Annotated in this window: 25 protein-coding genes; 2 read left to right on the top strand and 23 right to left on the bottom strand. The window is 53.5% G+C overall.

All coding sequences use genetic code 11. The features are described from left to right. Positions 1–36: 36 nt before the first annotated feature. A complete protein-coding gene (gene edd / locus ACZ5FM_RS01730) occupies positions 37–1,857 on the top strand; it encodes a phosphogluconate dehydratase (RefSeq protein WP_464039520.1) in 1,821 nt (606 codons plus the stop codon). Positions 1,858–1,935: 78 nt separating this feature from the next. Here the strand turns inward: edd and ACZ5FM_RS01725 are convergent, their stop codons facing one another. The 6 genes from ACZ5FM_RS01725 to ACZ5FM_RS01700 all read right to left on the bottom strand — a co-directional run bounded on the left by ACZ5FM_RS01725 (position 1,936) and on the right by ACZ5FM_RS01700 (position 9,032). Continuing rightward, the gene (locus tag ACZ5FM_RS01725) at positions 1,936–2,292 is read right to left on the bottom strand and encodes a hypothetical protein (RefSeq protein ID WP_192487035.1); all 357 of its coding nucleotides are present in this window, start codon (positions 2,290–2,292) and stop codon (positions 1,936–1,938) included. 296 nt (positions 2,293–2,588) lie between these two features. Next, complete coding sequence (locus ACZ5FM_RS01720) at positions 2,589–3,680, bottom strand: ABC transporter ATP-binding protein (RefSeq protein WP_464039519.1); 1,092 nt, start codon at positions 3,678–3,680, stop codon at positions 2,589–2,591. Positions 3,681–3,698: 18 nt separating this feature from the next. After that, positions 3,699–5,354 carry a beta-galactosidase BglA gene (gene bglA / locus ACZ5FM_RS01715; RefSeq protein WP_259147449.1) on the bottom strand — a complete coding sequence of 552 codons (1,656 nt, stop codon included), beginning with the start codon at positions 5,352–5,354 and terminating at the stop codon, positions 3,699–3,701. A gap of 33 nt (positions 5,355–5,387) precedes the next feature. Next, positions 5,388–6,548 carry a carbohydrate ABC transporter permease gene (locus tag ACZ5FM_RS01710; protein WP_312943264.1) on the bottom strand — a complete coding sequence of 387 codons (1,161 nt, stop codon included), beginning with the start codon at positions 6,546–6,548 and terminating at the stop codon, positions 5,388–5,390. Between the two features lies 1 nt (position 6,549). Beyond that, positions 6,550–7,563 (bottom strand): carbohydrate ABC transporter permease, encoded by a 1,014-nt coding sequence (locus ACZ5FM_RS01705; protein ID WP_250983593.1) that lies wholly within the window; start codon positions 7,561–7,563, stop codon positions 6,550–6,552. Positions 7,564–7,670: 107 nt separating this feature from the next. After that, on the bottom strand, positions 7,671–9,032 hold the full coding sequence (locus ACZ5FM_RS01700; protein WP_259147452.1) for an ABC transporter substrate-binding protein: 1,362 nt from the start codon (positions 9,030–9,032) through the stop codon (positions 7,671–7,673). Between the two features lie 289 nt (positions 9,033–9,321). On the opposite strand from ACZ5FM_RS01700, the gene ACZ5FM_RS01695 reads away from it, so the two are divergent. Beyond that, complete coding sequence (locus ACZ5FM_RS01695; protein ID WP_312943263.1) at positions 9,322–10,344, top strand: LacI family DNA-binding transcriptional regulator; 1,023 nt, start codon at positions 9,322–9,324, stop codon at positions 10,342–10,344. 68 nt (positions 10,345–10,412) lie between these two features. Here ACZ5FM_RS01695 and folD read toward each other — a convergent pair whose 3' ends face one another. From folD to rem, 17 genes are all read right to left on the bottom strand, one after another. Beyond that, positions 10,413–11,312, bottom strand: coding sequence for a bifunctional methylenetetrahydrofolate dehydrogenase/methenyltetrahydrofolate cyclohydrolase FolD (gene folD / locus ACZ5FM_RS01690; protein ID WP_250983590.1), 900 nt, complete (start codon positions 11,310–11,312; stop codon positions 10,413–10,415). A 151-nt stretch (positions 11,313–11,463) separates the two neighbouring features. Beyond that, positions 11,464–13,236 (bottom strand): GumC domain-containing protein, encoded by a 1,773-nt coding sequence (locus ACZ5FM_RS01685; protein WP_464039518.1) that lies wholly within the window; start codon positions 13,234–13,236, stop codon positions 11,464–11,466. A 204-nt stretch (positions 13,237–13,440) separates the two neighbouring features. Further along, positions 13,441–13,653 carry a hypothetical protein gene (locus ACZ5FM_RS01680; RefSeq protein WP_464039517.1) on the bottom strand — a complete coding sequence of 71 codons (213 nt, stop codon included), beginning with the start codon at positions 13,651–13,653 and terminating at the stop codon, positions 13,441–13,443. A 201-nt stretch (positions 13,654–13,854) separates the two neighbouring features. Further along, a complete protein-coding gene (locus ACZ5FM_RS01675) occupies positions 13,855–14,397 on the bottom strand; it encodes a hypothetical protein (protein WP_259147460.1) in 543 nt (180 codons plus the stop codon). After that, complete coding sequence (locus ACZ5FM_RS01670; RefSeq protein ID WP_192487838.1) at positions 14,397–14,762, bottom strand: hypothetical protein; 366 nt, start codon at positions 14,760–14,762, stop codon at positions 14,397–14,399. The genes ACZ5FM_RS01675 and ACZ5FM_RS01670 overlap by 1 nt, the downstream gene beginning before the upstream one ends. Before the next feature lie 19 nt (positions 14,763–14,781). Then, positions 14,782–15,351, bottom strand: coding sequence for a rod-binding protein (locus tag ACZ5FM_RS01665; protein WP_192487024.1), 570 nt, complete (start codon positions 15,349–15,351; stop codon positions 14,782–14,784). Positions 15,352–15,459: 108 nt separating this feature from the next. Beyond that, positions 15,460–15,879, bottom strand: a complete 420-nt coding sequence (locus ACZ5FM_RS01660) for a hypothetical protein (protein ID WP_250983587.1) — start codon at positions 15,877–15,879, stop codon at positions 15,460–15,462. Positions 15,880–15,933: 54 nt separating this feature from the next. Continuing rightward, on the bottom strand, positions 15,934–16,689 hold the full coding sequence (locus tag ACZ5FM_RS01655; RefSeq protein WP_259147463.1) for a flagellar biosynthetic protein FliR: 756 nt from the start codon (positions 16,687–16,689) through the stop codon (positions 15,934–15,936). Then, positions 16,686–18,773 carry a flagellar biosynthesis protein FlhA gene (gene flhA / locus ACZ5FM_RS01650; RefSeq protein WP_192487021.1) on the bottom strand — a complete coding sequence of 696 codons (2,088 nt, stop codon included), beginning with the start codon at positions 18,771–18,773 and terminating at the stop codon, positions 16,686–16,688. Before flhA ends, ACZ5FM_RS01655 begins: the two co-directional genes overlap by 4 nt. Before the next feature lie 121 nt (positions 18,774–18,894). Next, positions 18,895–19,161 (bottom strand): flagellar biosynthesis protein FliQ, encoded by a 267-nt coding sequence (fliQ, locus tag ACZ5FM_RS01645; protein WP_192487020.1) that lies wholly within the window; start codon positions 19,159–19,161, stop codon positions 18,895–18,897. A 30-nt stretch (positions 19,162–19,191) separates the two neighbouring features. Then, positions 19,192–19,674, bottom strand: coding sequence for a flagellar hook assembly protein FlgD (flgD, locus tag ACZ5FM_RS01640; protein WP_192487019.1), 483 nt, complete (start codon positions 19,672–19,674; stop codon positions 19,192–19,194). After that, complete coding sequence (flbT, locus tag ACZ5FM_RS01635; protein WP_192487018.1) at positions 19,665–20,114, bottom strand: flagellar biosynthesis repressor FlbT; 450 nt, start codon at positions 20,112–20,114, stop codon at positions 19,665–19,667. Before flbT ends, flgD begins: the two co-directional genes overlap by 10 nt. Next, positions 20,111–20,458 (bottom strand): flagellar biosynthesis regulator FlaF, encoded by a 348-nt coding sequence (gene flaF / locus ACZ5FM_RS01630; protein WP_192487017.1) that lies wholly within the window; start codon positions 20,456–20,458, stop codon positions 20,111–20,113. Before flaF ends, flbT begins: the two co-directional genes overlap by 4 nt. Before the next feature lie 35 nt (positions 20,459–20,493). Beyond that, a complete protein-coding gene (locus tag ACZ5FM_RS01625) occupies positions 20,494–21,600 on the bottom strand; it encodes a flagellar hook-associated family protein (protein ID WP_259147471.1) in 1,107 nt (368 codons plus the stop codon). A 1-nt stretch (position 21,601) separates the two neighbouring features. Beyond that, positions 21,602–23,086: a flagellar hook-associated protein FlgK gene (flgK, locus tag ACZ5FM_RS01620; protein WP_464039516.1), complete on the bottom strand. Its 1,485-nt coding sequence runs from the start codon at positions 23,084–23,086 to the stop codon at positions 21,602–21,604. Between the two features lie 22 nt (positions 23,087–23,108). Beyond that, complete coding sequence (locus tag ACZ5FM_RS01615; RefSeq protein ID WP_464039515.1) at positions 23,109–24,362, bottom strand: flagellar hook protein FlgE; 1,254 nt, start codon at positions 24,360–24,362, stop codon at positions 23,109–23,111. A 107-nt stretch (positions 24,363–24,469) separates the two neighbouring features. Then, complete coding sequence (gene rem / locus ACZ5FM_RS01610; protein WP_192487013.1) at positions 24,470–25,141, bottom strand: transcriptional activator Rem; 672 nt, start codon at positions 25,139–25,141, stop codon at positions 24,470–24,472. Positions 25,142–25,397 lie beyond the last annotated feature (256 nt).

Here is a 25,397-nt window from a genome sequence, read left to right as displayed (position 1 = left end):
GAGGCCGATGGTCACCAACAGACAGGATGAACGCCCATGGCCGCCGATTCCCGTATTCAGGCAATCACAGACCGTATCGTTGAACGCTCCAAACCTTTCCGTGAAACCTATCTGGAGCGACTTAGGCTTCAGGTTTCAAAGGGTGTTCACCGCTCTGTTCTCTCATGTGGTAATCTGGCGCATGGATTTGCGGTCTGTTCCCCCGCCGACAAGGACATCCTTGCCGGCGACAAGGTTCCAAACCTCGGCATCATCACTGCATATAATGACATGCTCTCGGCGCATCAGCCCTATGAGATCTACCCGAACATCATTCGTGATGCGGCAAAGGAAGCAGGCGGCATAGCGCAGGTTGCCGGCGCGGTTCCAGCCATGTGTGACGGTGTAACTCAGGGGCAGCCGGGCATGGAACTGTCGCTGTTTTCGCGTGATGCCATTGCCATGACTGCCGGCATCGGCCTGTCGCACAATATGTTCGACGCTGCCGTCTACCTCGGCGTCTGCGACAAGATCGTACCCGGTCTGGTGATCGCCGCTTTGACCTTCGGTCATCTGCCCTCGATCTTCATTCCTGCCGGTCCCATGACAACAGGCCTGCCGAATGACGAGAAGTCCCGTATTCGCCAGCTTTATGCGGAAGGCAAGGTCGGTCGTGCCGAACTGCTCGATGCGGAATCCAAGTCCTATCACGGTCCTGGCACCTGCACCTTCTACGGCACAGCCAATTCGAACCAGATGCTGATGGAGATCATGGGCTTCCATATGCCCGGTTCTTCCTTCATCAATCCCGGCACCGAGCTGCGCGATGCATTGACGCGTGAAGCGACAAAGCGCGCACTGGCGATTACCGCACAGGGCAATGAATTTACCCCAGCGGGCGAAATGATCGACGAACGTTCTATCGTCAACGGCATCGTTGGTCTGCACTCCACTGGCGGTTCGACCAACCACACCATGCACCTTATCGCCATGGCGCGCGCTGCAGGCATTGTCCTGACTTGGCAGGACATTTCTGATCTTTCCGACGCTGTGCCGCTGCTGGCTCGCGTCTATCCGAACGGTCTTGCCGATGTGAACCATTTCCATGCTGCAGGCGGCATGGGCTTCCTCATCAAGCAGCTTCTCAAGCATGGTTTCCTGCATGATGATGTGCGCACGGTGTTCGGCCAGGGTCTCGAAGCCTACACCGTTGACGCAAAACTTGGTGAAAACGGCTCGGTCATTCGTGAAGCGTCCCCTGAGGTCAGCCATGATCCCAAGGTTCTTGCCAGCATCGAAACACCGTTCCAGCCCACGGGCGGCCTGAAAATGCTGACCGGCAATCTCGGCAAGGCCGTGATCAAGATTTCTGCCGTCAAGCCCGAGCGTCATGTTATCGAGGCACCGGCTGTGGTGTTTAACGATCAGCAGGAACTTCACGACGCCTTCAAGGACGGCAAGCTCAACCGCGACTTTATCGCTGTCGTGCGCTTCCAGGGACCAAAAGCCAACGGCATGCCCGAACTGCACCGCCTGACACCACCATTGGGTGTGTTGCAGGACCGTGGCTTCAAGGTGGCGCTGGTGACTGATGGTCGTATGTCTGGTGCATCAGGCAAGGTGCCTGCCGCCATTCACGTGACCCCAGAGGCCGTTGACTGCGGTCCGATCTCGCGTGTTCGCGATGGCGACATCCTGCGCCTCGACGCCGTCACCGGCACGCTGGAGATTCTGGTGAGTGCGGCAGAACTTGCTCGCCGCGAACCGGCCACGGTGGACCTGTCTGGCAATGAATGGGGCATGGGCCGCGAGTTGTTTGCGACATTCCGCCGGAATGCCGGACCGGCAGACCAGGGCGCCAGCGTTCTGTTCAACTGAACCAGTTTCCCTAAATATAAAAAGCCGCGTTGGTGACAACGCGGCTTTTTCATATCCAGACGATGGACATGCTCCTGATTACCAGGATCGAAGATCAAGGGTCCTATCGCGATGCGCCGGATGCGTGCTGAACACAAAAATCCGGTCCAGTTCCTTCTGCGTCAACAGACGGAGGAAACGTACCTGCATGGTGTTGTTGGCGTGGACTCGCATCAACACGCAGCCAATCTTGCTGATACGGGCGTCAGGGATATCCAGATAAAATTGCTGCGGCAGGTTATACTGTGTCAAAAGAGCAAGAACTGCTTCCGACTGTGAAATCTTGATAACATCACAACGACGGGAAGCCATATTCATGACTGCTTTTTCAGTATATTCGATGCGCGCCGCATTCATCGTATCTTCCATCTTAAACCGCCCCTCGCGGTCATACATGAAAGATTCTTCCCTGCTAAAGTAACTGCTTTTTTGAATATTAGGACGGGCGTTCACAATATTTCCCCACTGAATTTATGGGTTCATACTAAGATCAGAATCTTTAAAAGTTTGTTTGCGCGTTTCGATATGAAACACTTCGGTAAATGCAGTGTAACCGGCAGAAAATGGCTTGATTTTCAGGCACTCCGCACCCATCAAACACTTGAATTTCCCTCACCTTTCGCCTCCAGAAACTAACCTTCAAACCGCAAATTACGCAACTTGAAGGTTAGCAGAAGGTTTACAAATTCATTCTATTTGCGATAAGTCGCCCCGTTCGCGTCAAAGAGATGCAGTTTTTCTCTCATCGCATTAAACTTCAACGTCTGGCCTTTCTGGACATTCGCGATGCCGGGGATTTTTGCGATGACCGGCTCCTGAACAAAGCCACTGTCGATATAGAGAAGCGTGACCTCGCCCAAGGCTTCGACAATGGAAACCTTGCCTTCAAACAGGTAATCTTCACCGTCCTTGGCAATGTAAAGATCCTCAGGGCGAACACCAAAACTTGCCGTCTTGCCAACCTCGCTTTGCGCGGTCTCGATGGCAATGCGAAGGTTCTGGTTGCCGTTGAGTTCGAGCGCAGTTTCCGGACCAGCAGCGGTTATCTTGACCGGCAGGATGTTCATGGCAGGCGAACCGATGAACTGGGCGACAAACAAGTTGGCGGGGCGTTCATAGAGATCAAGCGGTGCCCCGACCTGCTCCACACGCCCGGCATTCAGAACAACGATACGGTCCGCAAGCGTCATGGCTTCCACCTGGTCATGCGTTACATAGATCATCGTGGTGTCGGGCATTTGTTCGTTGAGCTTGGCAATCTCGATACGCGTTGCAACACGCAGTGCTGCATCGAGGTTGGAAAGCGGCTCGTCAAACAGGAAGACCTTCGGATTACGGCAGATGGCGCGACCAATTGCGACACGCTGACGCTGGCCACCGGACAGCGCCTTTGGCAGGCGTTCCAGATACTGGGTCAGTTGCAGGATGTCTGCAGCGGCCCTCACCCTCCGGTCAATCTCCTGCCGGCTTTCCTTAGCGATCTTCATGCCGAACGCCATGTTATCATACACAGTCATGTGTGGATAAAGCGCATAAGACTGGAACACCATGGCAATGCCACGACGGGACGGAGGGATTTCGTTGACCAGTTGGCCATCGATAAACATCTCTCCGCCAGTGATGTCCTCAAGCCCGGCTATCATGCGCAACAAGGTCGATTTTCCGCAACCGGAAGGACCGACGAATACGATGAATTCGCCCTGCTTGATATCGAGATCGATACCATGCAGAACATTTACCTGCCCATAGGACTTGCGAATGTCTTTAAGTGTCAGACCCGCCATTTTACCCTCCCCGTTTTCTCAGGCATAACGCGCGAAAAATGCGCCCCATGCAGGCAATTCAATATTGCGTCCGTTCAGACTGCTTTCAAAGCCATGGCCTTCCAGAACTTCCCAGTTGCCGTCAGGCAGTGCCGCCGTGGCAGCTGCCGGAGACAGGTTGAAGAAGCAGACGATGGTTTCGTTGCCCTTGGAACGGGTGTAACCAACGACGCTGTCGCTGACCGGCAGAAACTCGATCCCGCCCTTGGCAAAAGACGGGTGCTGCTTGCGGAACGACAGGAAGCGACGATAATGCTCCAGAACCGAGGCGTCGTTGCCTACCTGCGTGCTGACGGCACGGGCCTTGTGCTCGGCAGGAATAGGCAGCCAGGTCTTTTCAGAGGTGCTGAAACCTGCCTGTGCATGACCGGCATCCCAAACCATTGGTGTGCGGCAGCCGTCACGCCCCTTGAATTCCGGCCAGAACTGAATGCCGTATGGATCCTGCAGGTCTTCGAAAGCGATATCGGCTTCGGTCAGTCCAAGTTCCTCACCTTCGTAAATGCAAACCGAACCGCGCTGCGTCAGCAACAGGGCTGAGAGCACCTTGGCATAGGCATCCTTGTCGGCCACATCTGCACCCCAGCGGCTGACGTGACGGACAACGTCGTGGTTTGAAAATGCCCAGCACGCCCAGCCTTCAGGCGCAGCCGTCGCAAAGGCTGCCTGAACATCTGCCACACGCTGCGGGGTGAGTGCATCTGGAGCCAGGAATTCGAAGGCGTAGCACATCTGCATCTTGTCATCGCCGGAGGTATATTCACCGACAATTTCCAGACCACGCTGACTGTCGCCGACTTCGCCGACGGCGGCAATATCCGGGAACTCGTCCAACACGGCGCGGAACCGCTTGAGGAATTCCAGGTTCTCCGGACGGTTCTTGTCGTAGAGATGTTCCTGGAAGTTATACGGATTAACGGCCGGCGCAGTCGAAGCATTGCGGCGCTCTGGTGCAAGAGCCGGGTTGTCGCGTAGTTCCAGATCGTGGAAATAGAAGTTGATGGTGTCGAGACGGAAACCGTCCACGCCACGCTTCAACCAGAAACGGGTGGCATTCAACAACTCGTCCTGCACCTGCGGGTTATGCAGGTTGAGGTCTGGCTGCGAGGTCAAGAAGTTGTGCATGTAATACTGCATGCGGGTCGGGTCCCACTGCCAGCCCGGGCCACCGAAAATCGACAGCCAGTTGTTAGGCGGCGTGCCATCCGGCTTGCCATCCGACCACACATACCAATCGGCCTTCGGATTATCACGGCTGGAGCGGCTTTCGACAAACCACGGATGCTGGTCGGACGTGTGCGACATCACCAGATCGATCATGACCCGCACGCCCAGTCGGTGGGCTTCGGCGATCAAACCATCGAAATCAGCCAGCGTGCCAAACATCGGATCGACGTCGACATAGTTCGACACGTCATAACCAAAATCTTTCATCGGCGAGGTGAAGAAAGGCGAAATCCAGATCGCATCTGCACCGAGGCGGGCAATATGTTCGAGGCGGTCGGTAATGCCTTTCAGGTCGCCGATGCCGTCGCCATTGGAATCCTGGAACGATCGCGGATAAATCTGATAGATGACAGCACCGCGCCACCAATCCTTGTCAGACTTAAGAGCGGATGTAACCGAAGACGTCATTGCATTATCCTTGGTATAAGCATTCATAGAATATCAGCCTCCCTTGACGGAGCCGGCCAGCAGGCCGCGTACGAGATAACGTTGAAGGGCGAAGAAAACGCAGAGCGGCACGATGATGGTGACGAAGGCCGATGCAGTAAGAATTTCCCAGTTGCCGCCGCGTGAACCAAGCAACGCATTAAGGCTGCCGGTCAGCACCAGCTGATCTTTCTGCGTGCCAAGGAAGACCATGGCGACAAGCAGGTCGTTCCATGTCCACAGGAACTGGAAGATTGCAAAGGATGCCAGTGCCGGGAACGACAGCGGCAGGATGATCTTGACGAAAATCTCGAAATCGCTGGCGCCATCAACACGCGCCGATTCAATGATTTCTTTGGGCAGACCGGAGATGTAGTTACGCAACAGATAGATAGCGAGCGGCAGGCCGAACGCCGTGTGCGCCAACCAGATGCCGGCATAGGTTTTGGATGGTACGCCGAAGATGTTGCCGATCTCGTTGTAAAGTCGCAACAACGGGATGAGCGACATCTGCAACGGTACCACAATCAGGCCGACCACCATGGCAATCATCAAAGAACGGCCGGAAAAGCGCATCCAAGACAGGGCATAAGCGGCAAAGGCGGCAATGAGGATCGGGATGATCGTCGCGGGAATTGTCACAGTCAGCGAGTTGACGAAGGATTGTCCTATGCCTTCTGAAAAAAGCACGGTGCGGTAGTTGTCGAAAGTGAAGACCGGCGGAGACAGAACGGATATGTAGATACGCTTGCCGCGAGAACCCTCAAAGCTGGCGTTCTTGCTATACTCATAAGCGCCGTCCTTCTGTAGCAGAAGGTTTTCGCCATCACCGAGATCGACAACTTCATCGGCCGGATAGGCAGCAGGGTCCTGAACGCGCACACCAAATGCGGAGACCTGACCACCCTTGCCATTCTCGAACACCGAGCCGGAGATGATGAATTTGTCACCCTCCTGCCGTTGTGTCGACGGATCAGCCAGGCGCACCGCTTCCGTTTGCGTTGAACTGGAAAAAGCCGTCCACCAACCGGAGACGGTGATCTGATCCTTGTCACGAAGCGAGCTGACGAGGATGCCGAGTGTTGGCAGCAACCACAGAATGACGATCAACAGCACACTGGCATGAACGATCAGTCGTGGAAGGCCGACACGGCGAATACGTTTTACAATATCCATATCAGCGACCCTCCATTTCCTTGTTGGCCTGGCGAATGTTCCAGATCATGATCGGGGTCACAGCTGCCATGATGACCAGCGCGATAACCGCACTTCGGCCGCTATCGCCGCCGCCGCGGAACATCCAGTCAAACATCAGGTTCGCAAGAACCATGGTGTTCCACTGGCCGTTGGTCATGGTCAGCACGATATCGAAAACCTTGAGAACGAGAATGGTGATCGTTGTCCACACAACCGCAATTGTGCCCCAGATTTGCGGCACCAGAATTTTCCAGAAAATCTGCCAGCCATTGGCGCCATCAATGACAGCAGCTTCAACTGTTTCTTCGGGAATACCACGCAGTGCTGCTGACAGAATGACCATGGCAAAACCGGTCTGGATCCAGATCAGGATGACCATCAGGAAAAAGTTATTCCAGAAAGGCATGGAGATCCACACTTCCGGATTGCCGCCGAAAAACGCGACAACAGCATTCAGAAGACCGATCTGGGTTTGCCCCTCACCGCGATATTCATAAATGAATTTCCAGATAACCGAGGCGCCTACGAAGGAAATCGCCATCGGCATGAACACAATGCTCTTGGCAATATTGCCCCACCAGATGCGGTCGGTCATCACGGCGATAACCAGCCCGAAGAAGGTGCAGGCAGCCGGCACAACGGCAAGCCAGAGGATGTTGTTGAAAATCGACTGTCGGAAACCGGCATCAAAAAACGCCCAACGGTAATTCGCCAGGCCGACAAAATTCACGCCAGTCCTGTCATAAAAAGACAGATAGAACGTCGCGATGACAGGATAGACGAGATAGACCAACAGCAGGATAAGCGCTGGCCCGACGAATAGCCATGGACGCACAGCGGCTCTTCGATTGAGATTGCGAGAGGCGTCGATGACATTTTTTGCGCTTACAGGGAACAGAACCTGCAAAAATTTGTCGGAAAGCCAATAATAGGCGGCACAAGCAAATACACCGACAATCATGACGCCGATTGCCGAAACGATCTGAGCGATCACATTCCCCTCCCTTATTCCCGGTCGTCCGACCTTTTGCCGATCACGAGAACGAAAAGCTTTAGAAACAACCGCCCGGCAACGATGTTACCGGGCGGGGCAGGAAATGATTACTTCAGGCCGTCCCAGGCCTTCTGGATATCAGTCGCCACGGTTTCGGCAGACTTACCTCCGACGAAATCCACCATACCGGTCCAGAATGCGCCAGCACCGATCTTGCCCGGCATCAGGTCAGAACCGTCAAAGCGGAATGTCGTTGCCGAGGTGAGAATTTCACCCTGCTTCTTCATCTGCTCATTGCCGTAGGCATCGGTGTTCACACCCTTGAAAGGTGTGAGGAAGCTGGACTGCGCCATCCATACTTCGTGTGCGATTGGCGTCTTCAGGAACTCGACAAATGCCTTTGCAGTTGGCGATTCCTTGGTCACGGTCACCAGCGTACCTGCACCGAGAACCGGTTTTCCAAGCTCAGGCTTTGCAGCATAAGTTGGCATGTAGAAGAAATCGACATCGGTTCCGACCTTGGTGCCCTCAGGGAAGAAGGACGGAATGAAGGATGCCTGATGGTGCAGGTAGCACTTCGGTGGAATATCAAATAAACCCTTCGGGCTGTCACGGAAGTCGGTCGATGCAACGGCCGCGATGCCACCGCTGACATATTTTTCATTCTTGGCAAATTTGCCGAATTCATCGATAGCGGCAACGACGGCCGGATCATTGAACTTGATTTCGTTCTTGACCCACTTGTCATAGGTTTCCGGGCTGTGCAGGCGCAGCATCAGGTCTTCCACCCAGTCGGTGGCTGGCCAGCCGGTTGCACCACCTGAACCCAGACCGATGCACCATGGCGTACCGCCATCGGCAACAATCTTGTCGGACAGAGCTAGCAGGTCTTCCATGCTCTCAGGCACTTCATAACCGGCTTCTTCGAAATTTTCCGGCACGAACCATACCAGCGACTTCACATCAGCCTTGAACGGGAATGCGAAATAAGCAGGCTTGCCGTCCTTGCCATTATAGGTGCCGTAGTTCACCCAGGATTCACCGGCGCCGTAATTGTCCTTGACCCAGGATGCGACGTCATCGCCGAGTGGCACGAGCAGGCCCTTGGCGGCGAGGTCAGCCAGCAGACCCGGTTGTGGCAGAATTGCGATATTGGGAGGAGAACCAGCCTGTGTATCGATAACGATCTGCTGTTCGTAATTTTCAGAAGAAGAATATTTTACATTAATACCGGTCGCATCGGCGAAATATGCCAGGACCGTCTGGAACAGGGCTTCATCTTCACCGCGCCATGGTCCGAAAATCGTCAGGGTCTGGCCCTTGAGATCGGCATGGGCAGCTTTGAAATCTTCGTAGCTTTTCCAGTTGAATTTTGCATCTTCGCCAGGGGCGAATTTCAAATCCGCAGCCATTGCGGAGTTCATGAAAATGGCCATGGCTGCTGTTGTCGCCAGGAATGTCTTAAGCATGTGACTTACCTCCCATCACATCAAGATTTAAACCTATACAAACACCTCAAAGCGCTTTGGACGCTATTAATTCTCCGCACAAACATGAGGAGTCAAGTGCCTTCTCTAACTGTAACGTTGCAGTTATCTTGCTTCAATAGGTTTTGCAACGAAATTGCAGTTTTGAGCTGTATTTTCCATTGAGCAAAAAGGAATGTGGCGTTACACAATTCAAAGCGCTTTGGAGTTGAATTTTTGAGACGTTGGCTCGTCTCGCTAAAATTTGGAAGCGTGCGGAGGAGGAGAAAAGATGAACCTGAAGCAATTGTCCCAGTTGCTCGGTCTGTCCCAAACGACAATTAGCCGCGCCTTGAACGGTTACCCTGAAGTCAATGCCGAAACACGCCAGCGCGTGCTTCAAGCAGCCAAGGATACGGGTTACCGTCCCAACCTGACAGCACGTCGACTGGCTACAGGCAAGACCGGCTCGATCGGTCTGGTCATGCCGACTGCCCCCGCCCATCAGTCCGACATGCATTTTGGCGAGTTTCTAAGCGGTCTCGGTGAAGAGGCTGCCCGGCATTCATTTCACATGCTGATCATGCCTGCCGATCCCAGCAACGAGGAAGACGCTTTGCGCTGGCTAGCCGGCAGCGGCAATGTCGATGGAATTTATCTGGCCTATATGCGGGAACGCGATCCGCGCATTGCGCTTCTCAAGTCGTTCAACATCCCGTTCATGGTGCATGGGCGCTCGTTTGGTGCAGATGCCGATTACCCGTTTCTCGATGTCGACAATGAAGGTGCCTTTTACGATGCCGCCAAATTGCTTTTGCAACTTGGTCACAACCGGATTGGCCTTCTGAACGGCCCGGAAGGTCTGGATTTCACCTACCGACGCAAGGCCGGTGTCGAAAAGGCATTGACGGAATATGGCCTCGCGCTGCGTGCCGACTGTCTGCGGCACAGTGCCATGACCGACGAGATCGGTTTTCTGAATATGGAAGAGTTGCTTTCGCAGAAAAATCCACCGACTGCCATTCTCTGTGCCAGTACCACACTGGCGCTCGGTGCCATTCGCTCCCTCAACCAGCGGGGATTGAAACCCGGCAAAGACGTTTCTCTGATCGCTCATGACGATGTTTTGCCGCTGCTGAAGCCTCATAATTTTTCCGTGCCGCTGACCACCACCCGTTCATCGCTGCGAGCTGCCGGCATCCGGGTGGCACAACGACTGATCAATCGCATTTCGTTTGATGAGGTGGACCCGGTGCAGGAACTGTGGAAAGCAGAGCTTGTGGTGCGCGCATCGACCGGACCTGCCCCGGCCTAATTCGGCGGTTCAAGCACGCTGCATTTGTCAACGATTGCAACGTGCTTCTACGCTTAAGTCAAAGCGCGTTAGAATGTCGGCGCAGTCTTTCCGCATTTTCTGTAGGCGGTGATCACTGTGTTTGCCATCAGCATGGCAATTGTCATCGGGCCAACGCCGCCGGGAACCGGCGTAATTGCACCAGCAACCTGACTTGCTTCTTCAAACGCAACGTCGCCGACCAGGCGGGTTTTGCCCTCGCCTTTTTCCGGCGCGTCAATCCGGTTGATACCGACATCGATCACCGTTGCGCCAGCTTTGACCCAATCAGCCTTGACCATCTGCGGACGACCAACGGCGGCCACCAGAATATCTGCGTTACGGCACACGGCTGCAAGGTCCTTGGTGCGTGAATGTGCCATGGTGACAGTCGCGTTTGCGTTCAGCAAAAGCTGCCCCATCGGTTTTCCAAATAGATTGGAACGGCCAATGACAACGGCATTCAAACCCGACAGGTCTTCGCCGTTAATATCTTTGACCAGAAGCATGGCGCCAGCCGGTGTGCAGGAGATCAGGCCCGAGGCCAGATCACCAGTGGCGAGCTTACCTGCATTGACGACGCTCAAGCCGTCGACATCCTTTTCCGGCAGGATCATCTGAATGACCGGTTCGGAATCAAGGTGTCTTGGAAGCGGTAACTGCACGAGGATCCCGTGGATAGAAGGGTCGTCATTCAAGGATGCGACTAGTGCCTCAAGCTCAGCCTGTCCGGTTTCCAGCGGCAATGTGTGTTGCACGGAGTTAAAACCGCACTGCTTGGCCATTCTGCTCTTGGAACCAACATAGGCATGGCTGGCGGGATCGTCGCCCACGATGATGACGGCTAGGCCCGGCTTTACGCCAGCGGTCTTTTCCAGCGTCTCAGCAGCAACACGAACTGCCTCCGTTACCGATACCGCTTTCGCTTTTCCGTCAATAACCTGAACCATGTGCCTGCCTCCAATAACAGCCTGCCAGCAGAACACCGGCAACGACTTGCCCTATCACACCGGATAGCCGTGTGAGTTTCGCCCCTAATGCTGCTGAATGATATCGATTGCAAGCAAAAAGGCTGCGACAGAAGCGACAATAATCTCAGGCTTAGGATGCCGCCCTGCGGTTTGCGTAATCGTGCAAACGTTGACGGAGGGCGGCGATGTCGCGGCGGACCTCAAGCACTTCATCAAGCTCGTCATAGACTGGCTGGCTGAAAGCTGGTTTGTCGTAGGACTGCACTTCGAATTGGCCTTGTAGGGCCGCTGCCAACACAGGCGGCAGATCAGCGATGGCTTGTGGTGATGCCTTGATACTTCTGCGCATCAACACTTCGCGGACACGTTGATCGAGCGGAATGTCATTTGCTGCGATGTCGTAGGCCAGATCGTAGGCATCAGCGGCTTTAGGGGTTGCAAAGTCCTCTTCAGCATAATCCAGAGCGTCATCGCTTTCCGGCTGCGGGAAAATGGCATCCGGCTGCGGCGTATCCGTATAAAAGCCAATGTCTGGACCGTTGGCGGACTCGTGAGCAGGTATTGACACCTCACGCTTGCGGAAACGGATGTACAAGGCAACAAGTGTCAACACGCCAAGGCCAAGACCGCAGCCACCACCAATCACCGCCATTGAAATCATCTGGCGGAAACCAGCCGGAATATTGACCGCAAGCGGTGCGTTTGCGACAGCAAATGGAGCAGCGGCCTGTGTCGATTTCGGGTCACTATCAGCCAGCCCGTTGAAATAGGTTTCGCGGGCTTGCGACAGCTCTGCTTCCAACCTGTTTAGCTCCGCAGGCGCATCGCCAAAAACCGCCAATTCCTGTTCAAGCGCCTGCTGTCTGTTTCTGGCTTGTGCAAGCTCTGTCTTGGCCGCCTGCTCCTGCTGCTTCAGTTCGCTGGTGATGCTTTTCAACGCACGGGCAGCATTTGCCTTGGTTTCCTGCTGGGTCTGCGTTGCCGCAATGACGTGCGGATGTTTCGGGCCATATTGCACAGACAGTTGGGCGAGCGCTTTGGACGCGCCGACATATTGCCGAACAGCATCCTGAAGGGGAAGAAACGTCGTATCATCTGGAATTTCACGGGCAAGCGCCTTGTCGCCCTGCAACAGCGTCAGATTTGACAGCTTATGGGTCACGTCCGCCAGACGGGATTCCAGCTCGGCTACCGATCCTGAAACAAGCGCCAAATCCTGTGTCGCAGCTTCCATCTTTGCCATGGCGTCGTTGCCATGCCGGACCTGAAAACCAGTAACGGCCGCTTCCGCGTTTTCAAACAGTGCACGGTTGCTGTCGTTATGTCCCTGAATAGAACCAGTCGCGCTGGCATTGATATGAGTTACGATGCGATTGGCGGCATGTTGCGCAAACCGCGCGCTTGCACCTGATGTTTCGGCGTAGGTCGTTACAAAAATTGCACTGCCATCAGCGGCTTGCGACAGAGAAATACGTCCACGCATATCATGTCTGGCGCGCAGAACAGGGTCCGATGGCGTTGGCACCTTGCCGAGCACCACTTCACCAAACAGGCCCCACCATGTCGCCTCGTGAGCGGATGTCAGGACCAGGCCGTCATTGATGATCTGTTGTGCAAGCTCGGCCTTTCCCTCATCGGACAGCACGGCATTTTGTGCTACCGTCATCAATGTCTTGGAATCAGACTGCTGTGTTGAAGCGACATTGAACTGGATACGGATCTGCGTCAGCTTTTCGGGCTCAGATGACGGCGTCATCATCAGGCCAAGTGCGATACCCGCCAGCGTAAAAAGTACAGTGCAGCTGACTGCGAACCGATAAGGGTTTTTCTTGAAAACGGTGCTCAACCAACCCGTCGAGGACCGCGCCACGGCACTTGCTTCACCGCGCGTTTGTGCTGGCACACCAAATCGATCCGACAAATGCGAATGTTCAATATTTTGCGCGTGATCTGCCACGTCAAGCCACCTCAATATTCCGGGTCGGAACTGGTTGGAGCCCCCGTAATATTAATGAAACCTAAATCAACAAGGCAAATAAACAGTTAACAAAGGCCAATATAGGCGGTTGTCGGCCCAAAATGCCGGATAGGTTTCCGGCGGCGCGTTTCAGTGGCGAATGATGCGATAAAGCCATTCAAACCCAAGGCGCGAAAACACCTCTGGTACCGGTTCCTGGTCAGTGGAATAGTGAACCTGCGAGGTCTTGCTGGCTTGCATATTGCGTGCACGATTCACGTCAACGCGATGCGCCAAAGGCGTGGTTTTTTCGGGTAATTCAAATGCAGAAAAAGAAAATCCAGAAAACTTACTCACACCCACACCCGTCCTGCGCTAGCAGTTCCTCTTAAACAGCAACTTTGCTGTTCAGGCATATTATTTGACAGAATTGAATTTACTTTCAAATAGCGTTTTCGAATATGAAGCATTTTTTTAAGAGAATATTAATCATTTCAAAAATGCAGGAACAACAAGGGCCGCAAGAGCGGCCCTTTGATTGGTGTCTGGACGAACTTTCCTGACTCAATGTGAGGGTGCTGCTTCGGCTGCCGGAGCCGCTTCGACCTTTTCACCTTCAACAATCTTCACAGAGTGCGGTTCACCACCACCCTGCTGGGCACGAATGTCTGCTTTGGAAAGATAATCGAGTTTTTCGATCAGTACTTCCTGCACGACGTCATCACCGAGCTTCTTGTTCAGTCCTTCGCGAATGCGTTTCTTGAACTCATCCGCATCAAAGGTCGAAACATTGGCAATGTTGATCATGTTGGAACCAGCCAAAAGCGTGATCAACTCGTCGGTCATCAGTTCTGTTTTTGGTCCTTCGATCAGGTTGACCTTTGTCTTGTCGACATTCAACGAGATCAGCGTGAGGAAATAACCATTTACAGCCCCTTCACTAATAACCGGGACTGTAATCTGCTCTCCCTTGACCAAAGCCAGCGACGCCTTGCGGGCCTCCTCCTCGCTGACCGGCGCCGGTGGCATTGCCATCTGCACGGAAAAATACACTGCGCCGAGCGTGATTGCGCAAACCCATACGCCGGTAAGGAGAAGTTTTAACATCAGGTAGCGCCGTAAAGAAATTGTTCCTGCGAGTAAGTGCCGTCGGTGTCAGCTTCGCGTATGGCATTTTTCAGCAGGTCGGCAACCGCACGCACTGCATTGAGATGTGCCTCGACGCGGCGGGCATTCGTTGCCAGCTTTTCCTTGATGCCACGAACCTGGTTGATGTAACCGGCGGCAATTTCTTCATGCGGTGTATCACGGAACAGCATGGTCAGTTCATAAAGGCAACGGCTTTTGTGGGCGTTGGAGACCTTCAGATCGAATTTCGGGTCTTTGCCAATTTTTTCGTTTTCATTATCAATGATCGTTTCCAGACGTCCGAGAACCGACTGAATACGATGATCGTTCGACACTGCTTCCATGACTTCTGTTCCGTTATGATTATACATTTCTAGCCTCGTCGTTCATGTCACTGGATACACCGAGAATCTTGCGTTCGAACTCTGCAACCATACGCAGGGCCGCATTGTTATCCTTGTCTTCGACGGAGGAGACGCTTTCGAAGCCCTGGCTTTCAGCCTTGCGCAGCGTGTCCTTGTAGACCTGCTCAGCAATACCGATGCCACCGTTCTCAGTCATACTGTTGGCCAACTGCTCGGCCAGCATACCTTTCCAGATTTCGCCAGCGTTACCCTTGCCATAGACTTCCTCGCTCTCCTGCGGGAGCATGGAGCCAATGAAGGTCCGCAGCACGGATGCTTCAAACTGACGGAAGGTTTCCGGAATTTCTTTACGCTCAGCGCGCAGATTGGTGTCTCCCAACCCGGCTTTGGATGCGGCATCGTTCAAAACGCCGACAGCGGCATCAAATCCCTTACCTGCATCGGCAAGGCTGGACGCTGCAAACGCCGCCTTGTTTGCCTTGAGCTTATCCTGAGCAACCTGCACGTCCGTTGGATCGGCTGCACGGACAACGTCCATGACAAGGTCGCTAACAATCGATATCGCCACGCAATTACCTCCTGAAAGGAATGCAGCAGGTTTTGACCCACCACATCTGCATTTCATCAATCACGAATATTCACCACCACTAAAGGGCGATGTATGATGTGGCGACGACTATGTATCGCGAACCTTGCTGGAGGCTGGTGCTGGTGTCGCATTCATGATTTCCAATAGATCATAAATTGCATTGTCATCGGTTTCGCGATCTTCATCATCACGCGCTTCGTACATTTTGTCCTGCAGGCGATCGCCTTTGGTTTTCTCTTTGAGAACAGCCATTTCCTGCAATTGCTGCGCGCCGGCCAACTGCCGGTCCTTGACGGTGAGACGTCCGAAACGTTCCGAATACATTTTTGAGAACTGATGATGCACCGGGTCCATGGAGCTTAAAGCACCGAGAATACTATCCATGGAATCTGCGACTTCCGCACGCTGGCGGGTGGTATCGGCAAGCGTCACTTCCGCCATTTTTTCCATATGGCGTTGAACTGTGACAAGCCGCTTGAGCTTGCGGGAGCGTTTATCCTGCGCCATGGCGCTTCTCCTTCACGGCGGGCCTTTACGAAGACAACTTGCCGAACACGTCACTCAATAACCGAAGAATATCGGTCCGAACCCATCCGCGAACTGTCGAATCAGCGCTGCGATGGAAAGGTAAAGCATGAACAGACCACCCATCAGCAAATAGGGGGTGGAAATGAAGTAGACCGGGACCTGCGGCGCCAGCTTGTTAATCAAACCGACCGCGACGTTGAACATCAGGCCATAGATCAAAAACGGGCTTGCCAGACGCAACATGACATTGGTGGTCGCGCGTAAGGTATCGGTCATGGTGATCAGTGTTTTTTGCGAATCCAGCACAAAACCGACGGGCGTCGAGCTGTAGGAATCGATAACCGCTTTCAGAACCACATGATGAAAGTCGAAGATGAACAGCATCAGCAGGCCACCAAAGACGATCATGTTGGTCAACTGACTTTCCTGGCTATCTTCCAGAACGTCCGCACCGCCGGGCGCGTTGAAGCCGATGGCGTTACCAACGATAGCGCCGGTAAATTGCAGGCCGAGAACATATAGCCTTGCAATCATGCCGTAGACGGCGCCGATAATGGTTTCTGAAAAGATCAGCGCAACGATGGCGCCGGGTGTCGCGCCCGCTACTTTGGGATAGACCGAATCCCACAGAATCGGCGTCAAAGCCATGGATACCGCAGCGGACAGAAGCAGTCTGATGGTCATGTTAAGACGGGCACTTGAGAAGCCCGGCATGGTCATGAAACAGCCACCGATGCGGCAAAATGCAAGGAACAATGCCAATATTGTCCCTTGCGGGTCGGTTATCATGAAATAGCGCCTAGAATCTTGATCTCAAGCCCCTTGGCCAGTTCAACATGCGACAGCACAGGCAAGGTGGCGAAGAGTCGCTCGATAATCATGCGCACATAGGACCGTGTTTCAGGCGACGTGACAAGAACAAAAGGTAGGCCCCTGTCCATGAATTCACGGATAACTTTCGATGCCTGCTCACTGAACTCTTCCAGATGGCGCGGATCGATGTCGAATTCGACAATTTCGCCCTTTCCATCACGCTTCAGCGCCTGATGGAAAATCATGTCCCATTTGTTGCCGAGGCGCAGAACACGCAGGACCCCGTTGTCGGCAAGGTCACCACACAGCTGCTGGGCAATGCGGATACGAACATGCTCAACGATCTGTTCCGTCTTGCGAACATGCGGTGCAAGTTCTGCAACGGCTTCGAGAATGAGGTGCAAGTTACGAATGGACACACGCTCGGCCAACAGCAGCTTGAGAACAGCCTGAAGGCCGGAATAGGACATGTGCGACGAGCAGATTTCATCTGCTAGCTTCTTGTATTCCGGATCAAGACGATCGATCAGCACCTTCACGTCCTTATAGGAGAGAAGCTGCGGCAGGTTGTTGCGAATGACTTCGCTCAGGTGGGTCAGAACCACCGAGACGTTATCAATCGGGTGGAAACCTTCGCGACGCAGGTCGTCAGCAAACGCTTCGAGGATAGAGACAGCCGGCATGCCAAAAGCCGGTTCGCGAATGTCGTCGCCTGGAATGGTTGGCTTGCGGCCGGAACCGGTCACGACAAGAACGTCGCCGACACGCAGTGAGCTGGAGGCAATCGTCGTTCCATGAATACGAATTTGGTACGATTTTTCGGGGATCATGATGTCGTCGGACACCTTGATCTCGGGCACCACAAAACCATACTGGCTGGCGAATTTCTTGCGCATCTTGCCAACGCGGAACGCCAGCTCCTGATGGGCACCCAGCAAGCGTGTCGAAACCTGCTTGCCAAGGGCAAGTTCGATTTCTGCGGTTTTAAGCACCAGCTTGACGGAGTCCTTCTCGGCTTCCTTACTCTGGATAACCTTCTTTTCTTCCTCTTCGCGACGCACGAGGTTCATCGCCTCGACCTGCTTTGGAATGTACCAGGCACCGAAGGCCATGACGCCACAGAGCGCCATAAAAGGCAGGAAAGGCAGGCCAGGCATAACAGCAAGCAGTCCCATCAGAAGGGACGCAACGAACAGCGCACGCGGGTAGGCGCTCAGCTGATCGACAACTGTTTTATCGGTGGTACCGGACATGCCGCCACGCGACACCAGAAGGCCAGCGGCCAGAGAAACGATAAGAGCCGGGATCTGGGTAACGATACCATCGCCAACCGACAGCTTTACGAAAACGTCAGCAGCTTCGCCGATTTCCATGCCGTGACGGAAATAACCGATGATGATGCCGCCGAAGATATTGATGGCGGTGATGATGAGGCCGGCGACGGCGTCACCACGCACGAATTTGGACGCACCGTCCATGGAGCCGAAGAACGAGCTTTCAGCTTCCAGCTCTTTGCGGCGAAGCTGAGCTTCCTTCTCATCGATAATGCCAGCAGAAAGGTCGGCGTCGATCGACATCTGCTTGCCCGGGATCGCGTCGAGGGTAAAGCGCGCGCCCACTTCCGCGATACGCGTCGCACCCTTGGTGATAACGATGAAGTTCACCGTGATCAGGATAAGGAAGACGATCAGACCGATAACGAAGTCGCCGGACATGATGAGGCTGGAAAAGCCTGCAATCACGCTACCAGCGGCGTCATGTCCCTGGTGACCATGCGAGAGAATAACACGCGTCGTGGCCACGTTCAGTGCCAAGCGCACCATGGTCGCAATCAGCAAGATTGTCGGAAACGACGAGAAGTCGAGAGGGCGTTGGATCCACAGGGATACCATCAGGATCAGAACGGACAGCGCAATGGAAAACGCCAGCCCCATATCCACCAGAATAACCGGGATTGGCAAAAAGAGAATGCAAAGAATTGCAACGATACCAAGGGCAAATCCAACATCACGCGTGCTGGGAGTGACCTTCGGTATTGATATTGCAGGTGGTTGCGCCATCGATAACGTCCTGTCTCTTCATGAGAAGGGGCGACCGATAAGGGCCGCCGCATGGTTTCACACCATCACTAGCGACCGAAGCTTGCGCGAAAATGGTAACCGCGCATTGCTGCAACAAAATTCAGAACCCGGTTTGCACCCGAGAAAATACGAGATTTGTAAAAAGAGAAATCTGGGCGCCAATAAAAGGCGCCGCAATTCCAATCGTCACCATGATGGCAACGATTTTAGGAACGAAGGTCAGGGTCATTTCCTGGACCTGGGTAAGGGCCTGAATGAAGGCAATCGTTACCCCCACCACCATGCCCGCAATGACGCAAGGACCGGATGCGACCAGAATGGTCCAAACGGCTGCCCGCATGATATCAAGCGCATCCGCCTCGTTCATTGCAAAACCTCAGAACAACAATTGTTGACCTTAAGTATCAGATTCGCTGCTCGAATCCGAAGTGGAATCTGTGGTGTCCGATGTGGAAGTCCCACTTTTCTCACCGAATTTGACGCCAACCTGCAGCAGGATGCCCTTGCCCTCTTCCGTGATGGCGATAATGCCGTCGGAATAGATTTCGACTTCCTTGACGATACCCGAGGTCTTGTCATCGGCGCTGGTGATATGTTTGCCGATAAGATCTGTCGAGCGCGTCAGGGCTTCAGCCTGCAGCATGCTCTTGAGGTGCGTATTCGTCTTGATCGACTGCTCGACCTGCGAGAAGCTTGCCAGCTGAGACATCTGCTGGCTGGCATCCATCGGTTCTGTCGGATCCTGGTTCTTCATCTGTGCAATGAGGAGCTTCAGGAAACTGTCATAATTCAGCGACGCCTTGTCGCTTGCCGAGGTGTCGGAACCTGCATTTGCCCAAGGGTTTGATGCAGCTGTGGAGCCGACAATATCTACCGCCATGGTGCAATCTCCTTGCGAATATGTTCGATAGTCGCTGGCGTCATTTCCTGGTTGCTCAAGATCTGCTCTTCAGTCGCATACATGGAGCGAATGGCCTTGAGGGCATCAAACGCCTTGCCCGTTGCAACCAGCGCATCAATACGCTTCAGTTCGGCCAGAATTTCATCGTTCTGGAAGCATGACAGCAGCATCGTCACCGACTTGCGGAACATGGTCGTGGACTGTTCACGACCTTCTGGATTGATGAGCATCATCTGAGCGATGAAGTAGAGCTGACGCAGTGGAGTTGTCGCCTGCTCTGGCTGGAGAACATGGTTCTCGAGAAGGAAGGTAACATCATTCAGGAATTCGAGTGCAACCTTGCGGTCAACACGCAACACCGCCCCGTTAATAAAGATTTTCTCGCCGGATTTGAGCGAAATGCGCAGAGTACTTTTCATTTAAGTCCATCCCTGATGATGGTTGTTACGTCAATTATGCCTTGGAAGTTGCTCGATTCCCTCTTTCTGATCCGCTCGCATTCCTTCAAAATCCAGATTGCGATGGAGATCAGATTGGCACGAAGTTCGTTCGGCAACTGGTTCTCCGGGTGTTTGAGATCTTCTATGAACCTCACCCAAACCCGTCGAGTGTAATAGAGCGCTTCGACCGTCAGACGGTATTGCCCGGAGTCTTTTTGCGCGGCGTCCAGTAATTCCAAAGATTTGGACAAGGCCTGCCGCTCGCGATCCTTCGCGTCGGTGACGTCGTCCTCCATTATCTCCGCATAGGAAAACTGGTACATTCATTGTATCCTTTATCTACGGCTACCTTTAATCATCAAAGGTAGTTTACAAGGCTCATTTGTTGCAGCCGTGCCGTCAAGCTGTAGGCAATTTCTATTTGAGACTTCAGCAGATCAAGGCGTGTCTTTGCCTCGTATGTATCGATGCCCTCGAGATCAATGAGGTGCGTTTCGATGATCTTTTTCTGTGCTGACAAAGCGTCGTTTGCCTTGGAAACACGCTCTTCAGAAAGACCGAGTTTACTGGCCTGCTGGTTCAGTCCGTCAATTGCGGACTTGATGTTATTGACCGCGTCCATGGAAACCTGTTCGCGGATTTCAGGAGCGATATTGTCCTGAAGGAAGGTCATGGTGGTCATTGCCGTGAAGGCGAAGTAACGCATGCCCTTGGAATTGGCGTTTGTCGATGTTTCGACGACTTCCGTCTGGCTGATACGGCTTGTCATGTTTACATCGCTGGAATCCGAGCCAAAGGCGGTCCAGAAATCGTAGTCCGTACCAGCCGTCAACGTGGAGTGCGGCGGGTTGGTGACCTTGGTTTCGCCGTTGAACTTCTTTTCCATGTCGGACATGAACGTCGCGACCTGTTCCTTGGTCAACTGCGAGGCATCGCCAACTGCAGGCGATACCACGTTCGTCATGTAGTAGTTCAACTCGTCGTCATAGGCCTGCTTCAACTTGGAATCGTCAGCGAAGTAATCATCGACCGGCTTCACATCGGTGTTGATGCCGGAGAACAGGAACTCGCCGTTGACGGACGTATTGGCAAAGCCAATGAAGTTGTTGAATGCATTGGTGATCGTGTTGCGAACAGTGCTCAGCGTCGGTTCTTCCGCGCTGGTGTTCGGGACAAGCACCTTCTGAATTTCATTTGCCGCTTCCGACATGTTCTTCAGTGCCAGCTGCGATGCTTCCAGACGTTGGGTGGCAATCGAGTTTACGCCGATGATCGAAGTCAGGCGCTGCACATCACGGTTAAGGTCCAGGCTGCGTGCCGTGTTGGCACCCAGAGCCACGCCGAGATCAGCGTGCTTGCCTGTTGTCAGTTCCGTGGTCAGATCCGTCATCTCAAGCTGAGCCTTCAGGATCGTGCTACGCATGCTATTCTGCATTGCCAGTGAGGATATGAAAGATGTCTTCATGTTACTTCACCATGCTCATCAGAGATTGCAACATTTCATCAATCGTCGAGACCAGCTTCGTGGCAGCCTTGTAGGATTGTTCGATATCGAGCAGCAGAGACAGTTCCTCGTCCAGGCTGACGCCGGTCGTGTTTGAATAAACCTCTTCTGCGCGCTCATAAGCTGCAGTCTTCACATCGTTGGCGTTGGTCGCGCCCTGACGCATCTGCTCCAGCCAACCCATTGAGTTGGAAGCGTATTTTAGAAGGCTCGTGTCCGTGTCGATACGGGTCGTCGGATCGAAATCGATCGATGTGTCGAGTGCCGTTACATAGCTGCGGATAAGCGCGGAGTAGCCCGTGCCACCGCCATTCGACAGATCATTCTTGACGTAAGCTGCACCATTGATACCTCCATCACGAAGAAGTTCCGGGTTGCCACCCTGGGAAATAATCAGATCCGGGTGCACTTTAATGGCAGCCGCAAGACCTCTGGTGATGGTACCAGCGGCCGGGACGGTGGCTGTAGCAGGATCGTTATAGGTGAACAGACCTGGCAGATCCGGATCGGTACCGGTGCTGTCTGCCTGCTTTTCAGCAAAAAGAGTGATCAGACCGCGAGCAATTTCGTCCAGCTGGTTCTGCATCGTCGGAACGACGTCGTCACGCAACTGCAACAGACCGGAAAGGCTGCCGGATGCCGTAGTGTTGCTACCTTCACCGGCTTTGACTGCAACGCCGTCAATATACAGCGAATTGCCGTCCATCGATGCGGTGTAGCCGATCTTCGGTGTGAAGCTGACCTGGCGCGGAATGGTTTCGAACAGAGTGATACCCTGATCGCTGGTGTAAAGAGCCATGTCATTGTCACCGCGCGTCACAACGGACACGCCGACAATGCTTGAAATGTCTTTCAGGAGGCTGTCGCGGATATCAAGGGCGTCGTTCGGATCAGCACCAGATGCTGTTGCCGACTTCACCGCATTGTTAGCGACTTCAAAACGGGCAAGCAACTGATTGAGGCTGTCGACCTGAAGTGCCATTTCCTTGTCTGCACGGGTACGAATAGCCTGCAGTTCATTGGAAGCGGTGTTCAGAGAGGTCGCAAGGTCGGTTGCTGCGTTGACAACGGTTGCTGCGAGCGCAGAGTCACCGGGTTTGCCAGCGTAAGTATCGAGGCTTTTCTGGAGCGCTCCGAGATATGCACTCGGAGAGCTTTCGTAGTCATTTCCGCCAAAGATACTCTTTACTTCTTCGAGGCCGGTCAGAAGGACATTCTGACCGGAAAAAAGTGAGGACGAAGCAAGTGTCTGCCGCAGAAGACTGTCGTTCTGAACGCGGGCCGTCGTAACAACCGATGCGCCGTAAGCTGTTGCGCTCAGAATTGCAGTTCTTTTAACGTAATTTTTATTACCAACATTGGCGATGTTGCTTGAGACAACATCAGTTTGCTTGCCGGTATTATTAAAAATTGACTGTGCAGTAATCATTGCTGACGAAAGTGACATTCATCTGTCCTCGTGAGATCTATTATCTCTTCAGGTTGACCAGGACATCCAACAATTCGGAACCTGTCTGGAAAACCTTGGAGTTAGCACTGTAGATGCGCTGCGATTCAATCATCTCGGTCAATTCATTGGCGATATCGACGTTCGAGGTTTCCAGCGTCTTGGTCATCAGGTTACCAACGCCCTTTGTGCCGGGATCGTTGGCGATCAGAATGCCAGACGTGTTGCTGGCGCTGTACGCATTGCCGTTAACCGGATTAAGGTTATCCGGGCTGGTAACGGTCGCAAGCATCAGCCTGCTTTCCGTCAACACCTTGGAGCCGTTCTGGTACTGAATGTAGATGCTGCCATCGGTTTCGATGATGACATCTTTCACCGCCGAAGCGCCGTTACCGTTCAAGCCACCGCTCATGATGGTGCTGCCGGTGTTCTGTGTGGTAGAACCTGCAAGGCTGACCTCGATGTCGTCATTCTGGCCGGCGACACCAGGAATTATCAGGTTACCTGTGGCTGCATCCAATGCGCCAGTTACTGGGTCAAAAGTAAGCGTCTCCGGCCCCACCAGAACTGTGGAGGGGTCCCGCTTGTCTGTGACGCTCAATGACCATTCGTTTGCCGCAGTTCGCGTGAACGTGAAATCGTAAACGATCTCGACACCCTGGTAGCCGAAACCGGTCATGGAAGTTTTCCAAATATTCTCAGCCGTGGGAAGGGCTGGTGACGCGGGGGCAATTTTAGTCTGATTATTAAGGTTGAACTTCATCGTGCCGGCCGTTGTCGGTGTCGACTGGATGTCATTGCCTGGCATTTCAACAACGCTACCGGAGAAACGGTTGCTGGAAGCCGTCGCCTGGGAAGGCGTGAACAGGTAGTAACCAGCGGCATTCTTGAGGAAGGTCTTGTAGACGCCCGAACCTGCAGGCTCTTCCACTGTTTCACGAGCGAAGTTGCCTGCACGGGTAAGGAACTGGGCCGCATCTGGATCACGGGAATCTGCAACGATGAAAAATCCGCTGCCTTCAATCGCCATATCAGTCGCCGATGTGGTGTAGGAATAACCGCCAGATTCAGAAATGCTGTAGCGAATGTTGGAGCTGACGCCACCGGAATTGTAGTTTCCACCCGAGGACGGAAGAACCATGGACGAGAACGCGGTCGAAGCGCGCTTGTAACCAATTGTGCTGGAGTTGGCGATGTTGTCACCGACTGTAGCCAAGCGATTAGCCTGCGCATTCATACCGGAAACGCCGGTCTTCATCGTTCCAAAAATACTCATTAAAAGAACCCTCGTGGTGGTCGTTGAATAGCAACTTAAGAGATGGGCCTTGCGTGAAGCTGTCTCATTTGCCGCATTCCGATGAAATGCGGCAAAGGTTCAAAAAATCATTGCCAATCAATGCAATAGCCGAGGAAGCGCTTGGAATCGACAGGGTCGTAACCAAGCTTCTTACGGAGCTTTTTGCGCAGCTTGCTGATGTGGCTTTCGACGACGTTTTCTTCGACGTCATCATCAAAAATGCCGTAGATGGCATTGAAAATCTGTGTCTTGGAAACGCGACGGCCACGGTTGGCGACCAAATATTCCAGAATGCGACGCTCACGGCGTGGCAACGGGAAGACTTCGCTGTTGATTTCAGGATCACGACCATCCGAGAAAACGCGGATCGGGCCGATGTCCGTAAAATTGTTGATGACCTTCAGGCGACGGCGAATAGCCGCTGCACGTGCCAGGATCTCGCGTGGGTGAACCGGCTTACGCACGACATCGTCGACTCCGCTGTCGAACAATGCGAGAGTAGCCTCCAGCGAAGGCTGATCGCTTACCGCGATAACCGGCGCCATGGTTCTGTCGCGAATTGCCCGTGGCAAATTCGCGTACGCGTTACCTTGGCCGATGAGGAATGCCTCAACAGCTGCCAGATCTGTGTCTGCAGCCGTCGTGACCCATTCGCCAAACTCGCGCGGGTCGAAACCCGTCGAGGGAATGCCCTCACGCCCAAATAAAGATGTGTATCCGTTCTTAACGAGCTCGCGCTCATCAACCACTACGATCATTCGTCCGCCTCCGAATCAGTGTGGTGTTGCCAATGTTGGCATTGGTACGAATCGGGGGAATCAGCGACAACTGTGGAATGTTAACTATAGAAATTAATAATTGATTAACTTTTGAGTGCCGATTTGATCTACATTTAGTAGGCATTTTAACTAATCGACACTATTTTAATGTGGAGAAAGGTACGATTCAATAAGAATCCCTCTTGCCGGACCATATTTGCGGCAAACGATCGCCACAATTCCAGATTCCAGCCAC

Source organism: Agrobacterium sp. 5Ca50 (assembly GCF_055381905.1).
Note: the sequence above shows the minus strand (reverse complement) of the source record. Positions and strands in the feature narration are given on the sequence as shown.

What these genes read in the sequence shown, in the direction of transcription:
- edd (WP_464039520.1), top strand. Translation starts at nt 37, where the DNA reads ATGGCCGCCGATTCCCGTATTCAGGCAATCACAGACCGTATCGTTGAA.
- ACZ5FM_RS01725 (WP_192487035.1), bottom strand. Translation starts at nt 2,292, where the DNA reads ATGTATGACCGCGAGGGGCGGTTTAAGATGGAAGATACGATGAATGCG.
- ACZ5FM_RS01720 (WP_464039519.1), bottom strand. Translation starts at nt 3,680, where the DNA reads ATGGCGGGTCTGACACTTAAAGACATTCGCAAGTCCTATGGGCAGGTA.
- bglA (WP_259147449.1), bottom strand. Translation starts at nt 5,354, where the DNA reads ATGACGTCTTCGGTTACATCCGCTCTTAAGTCTGACAAGGATTGGTGG.
- ACZ5FM_RS01710 (WP_312943264.1), bottom strand. Translation starts at nt 6,548, where the DNA reads ATGGATATTGTAAAACGTATTCGCCGTGTCGGCCTTCCACGACTGATC.
- ACZ5FM_RS01700 (WP_259147452.1), bottom strand. Translation starts at nt 9,032, where the DNA reads ATGCTTAAGACATTCCTGGCGACAACAGCAGCCATGGCCATTTTCATG.
- ACZ5FM_RS01695 (WP_312943263.1), top strand. Translation starts at nt 9,322, where the DNA reads ATGAACCTGAAGCAATTGTCCCAGTTGCTCGGTCTGTCCCAAACGACA.
- folD (WP_250983590.1), bottom strand. Translation starts at nt 11,312, where the DNA reads ATGGTTCAGGTTATTGACGGAAAAGCGAAAGCGGTATCGGTAACGGAG.
- ACZ5FM_RS01675 (WP_259147460.1), bottom strand. Translation starts at nt 14,397, where the DNA reads ATGTTAAAACTTCTCCTTACCGGCGTATGGGTTTGCGCAATCACGCTC.
- ACZ5FM_RS01670 (WP_192487838.1), bottom strand. Translation starts at nt 14,762, where the DNA reads ATGGAAGCAGTGTCGAACGATCATCGTATTCAGTCGGTTCTCGGACGT.
- ACZ5FM_RS01660 (WP_250983587.1), bottom strand. Translation starts at nt 15,879, where the DNA reads ATGGCGCAGGATAAACGCTCCCGCAAGCTCAAGCGGCTTGTCACAGTT.
- ACZ5FM_RS01655 (WP_259147463.1), bottom strand. Translation starts at nt 16,689, where the DNA reads ATGATAACCGACCCGCAAGGGACAATATTGGCATTGTTCCTTGCATTT.
- flhA (WP_192487021.1), bottom strand. Translation starts at nt 18,773, where the DNA reads ATGGCGCAACCACCTGCAATATCAATACCGAAGGTCACTCCCAGCACG.
- fliQ (WP_192487020.1), bottom strand. Translation starts at nt 19,161, where the DNA reads ATGAACGAGGCGGATGCGCTTGATATCATGCGGGCAGCCGTTTGGACC.
- flgD (WP_192487019.1), bottom strand. Translation starts at nt 19,674, where the DNA reads ATGGCGGTAGATATTGTCGGCTCCACAGCTGCATCAAACCCTTGGGCA.
- flbT (WP_192487018.1), bottom strand. Translation starts at nt 20,114, where the DNA reads ATGAAAAGTACTCTGCGCATTTCGCTCAAATCCGGCGAGAAAATCTTT.
- flaF (WP_192487017.1), bottom strand. Translation starts at nt 20,458, where the DNA reads ATGTACCAGTTTTCCTATGCGGAGATAATGGAGGACGACGTCACCGAC.
- ACZ5FM_RS01625 (WP_259147471.1), bottom strand. Translation starts at nt 21,600, where the DNA reads ATGAAGACATCTTTCATATCCTCACTGGCAATGCAGAATAGCATGCGT.
- flgK (WP_464039516.1), bottom strand. Translation starts at nt 23,086, where the DNA reads ATGTCACTTTCGTCAGCAATGATTACTGCACAGTCAATTTTTAATAAT.
- ACZ5FM_RS01615 (WP_464039515.1), bottom strand. Translation starts at nt 24,362, where the DNA reads ATGAGTATTTTTGGAACGATGAAGACCGGCGTTTCCGGTATGAATGCG.
- rem (WP_192487013.1), bottom strand. Translation starts at nt 25,141, where the DNA reads ATGATCGTAGTGGTTGATGAGCGCGAGCTCGTTAAGAACGGATACACA.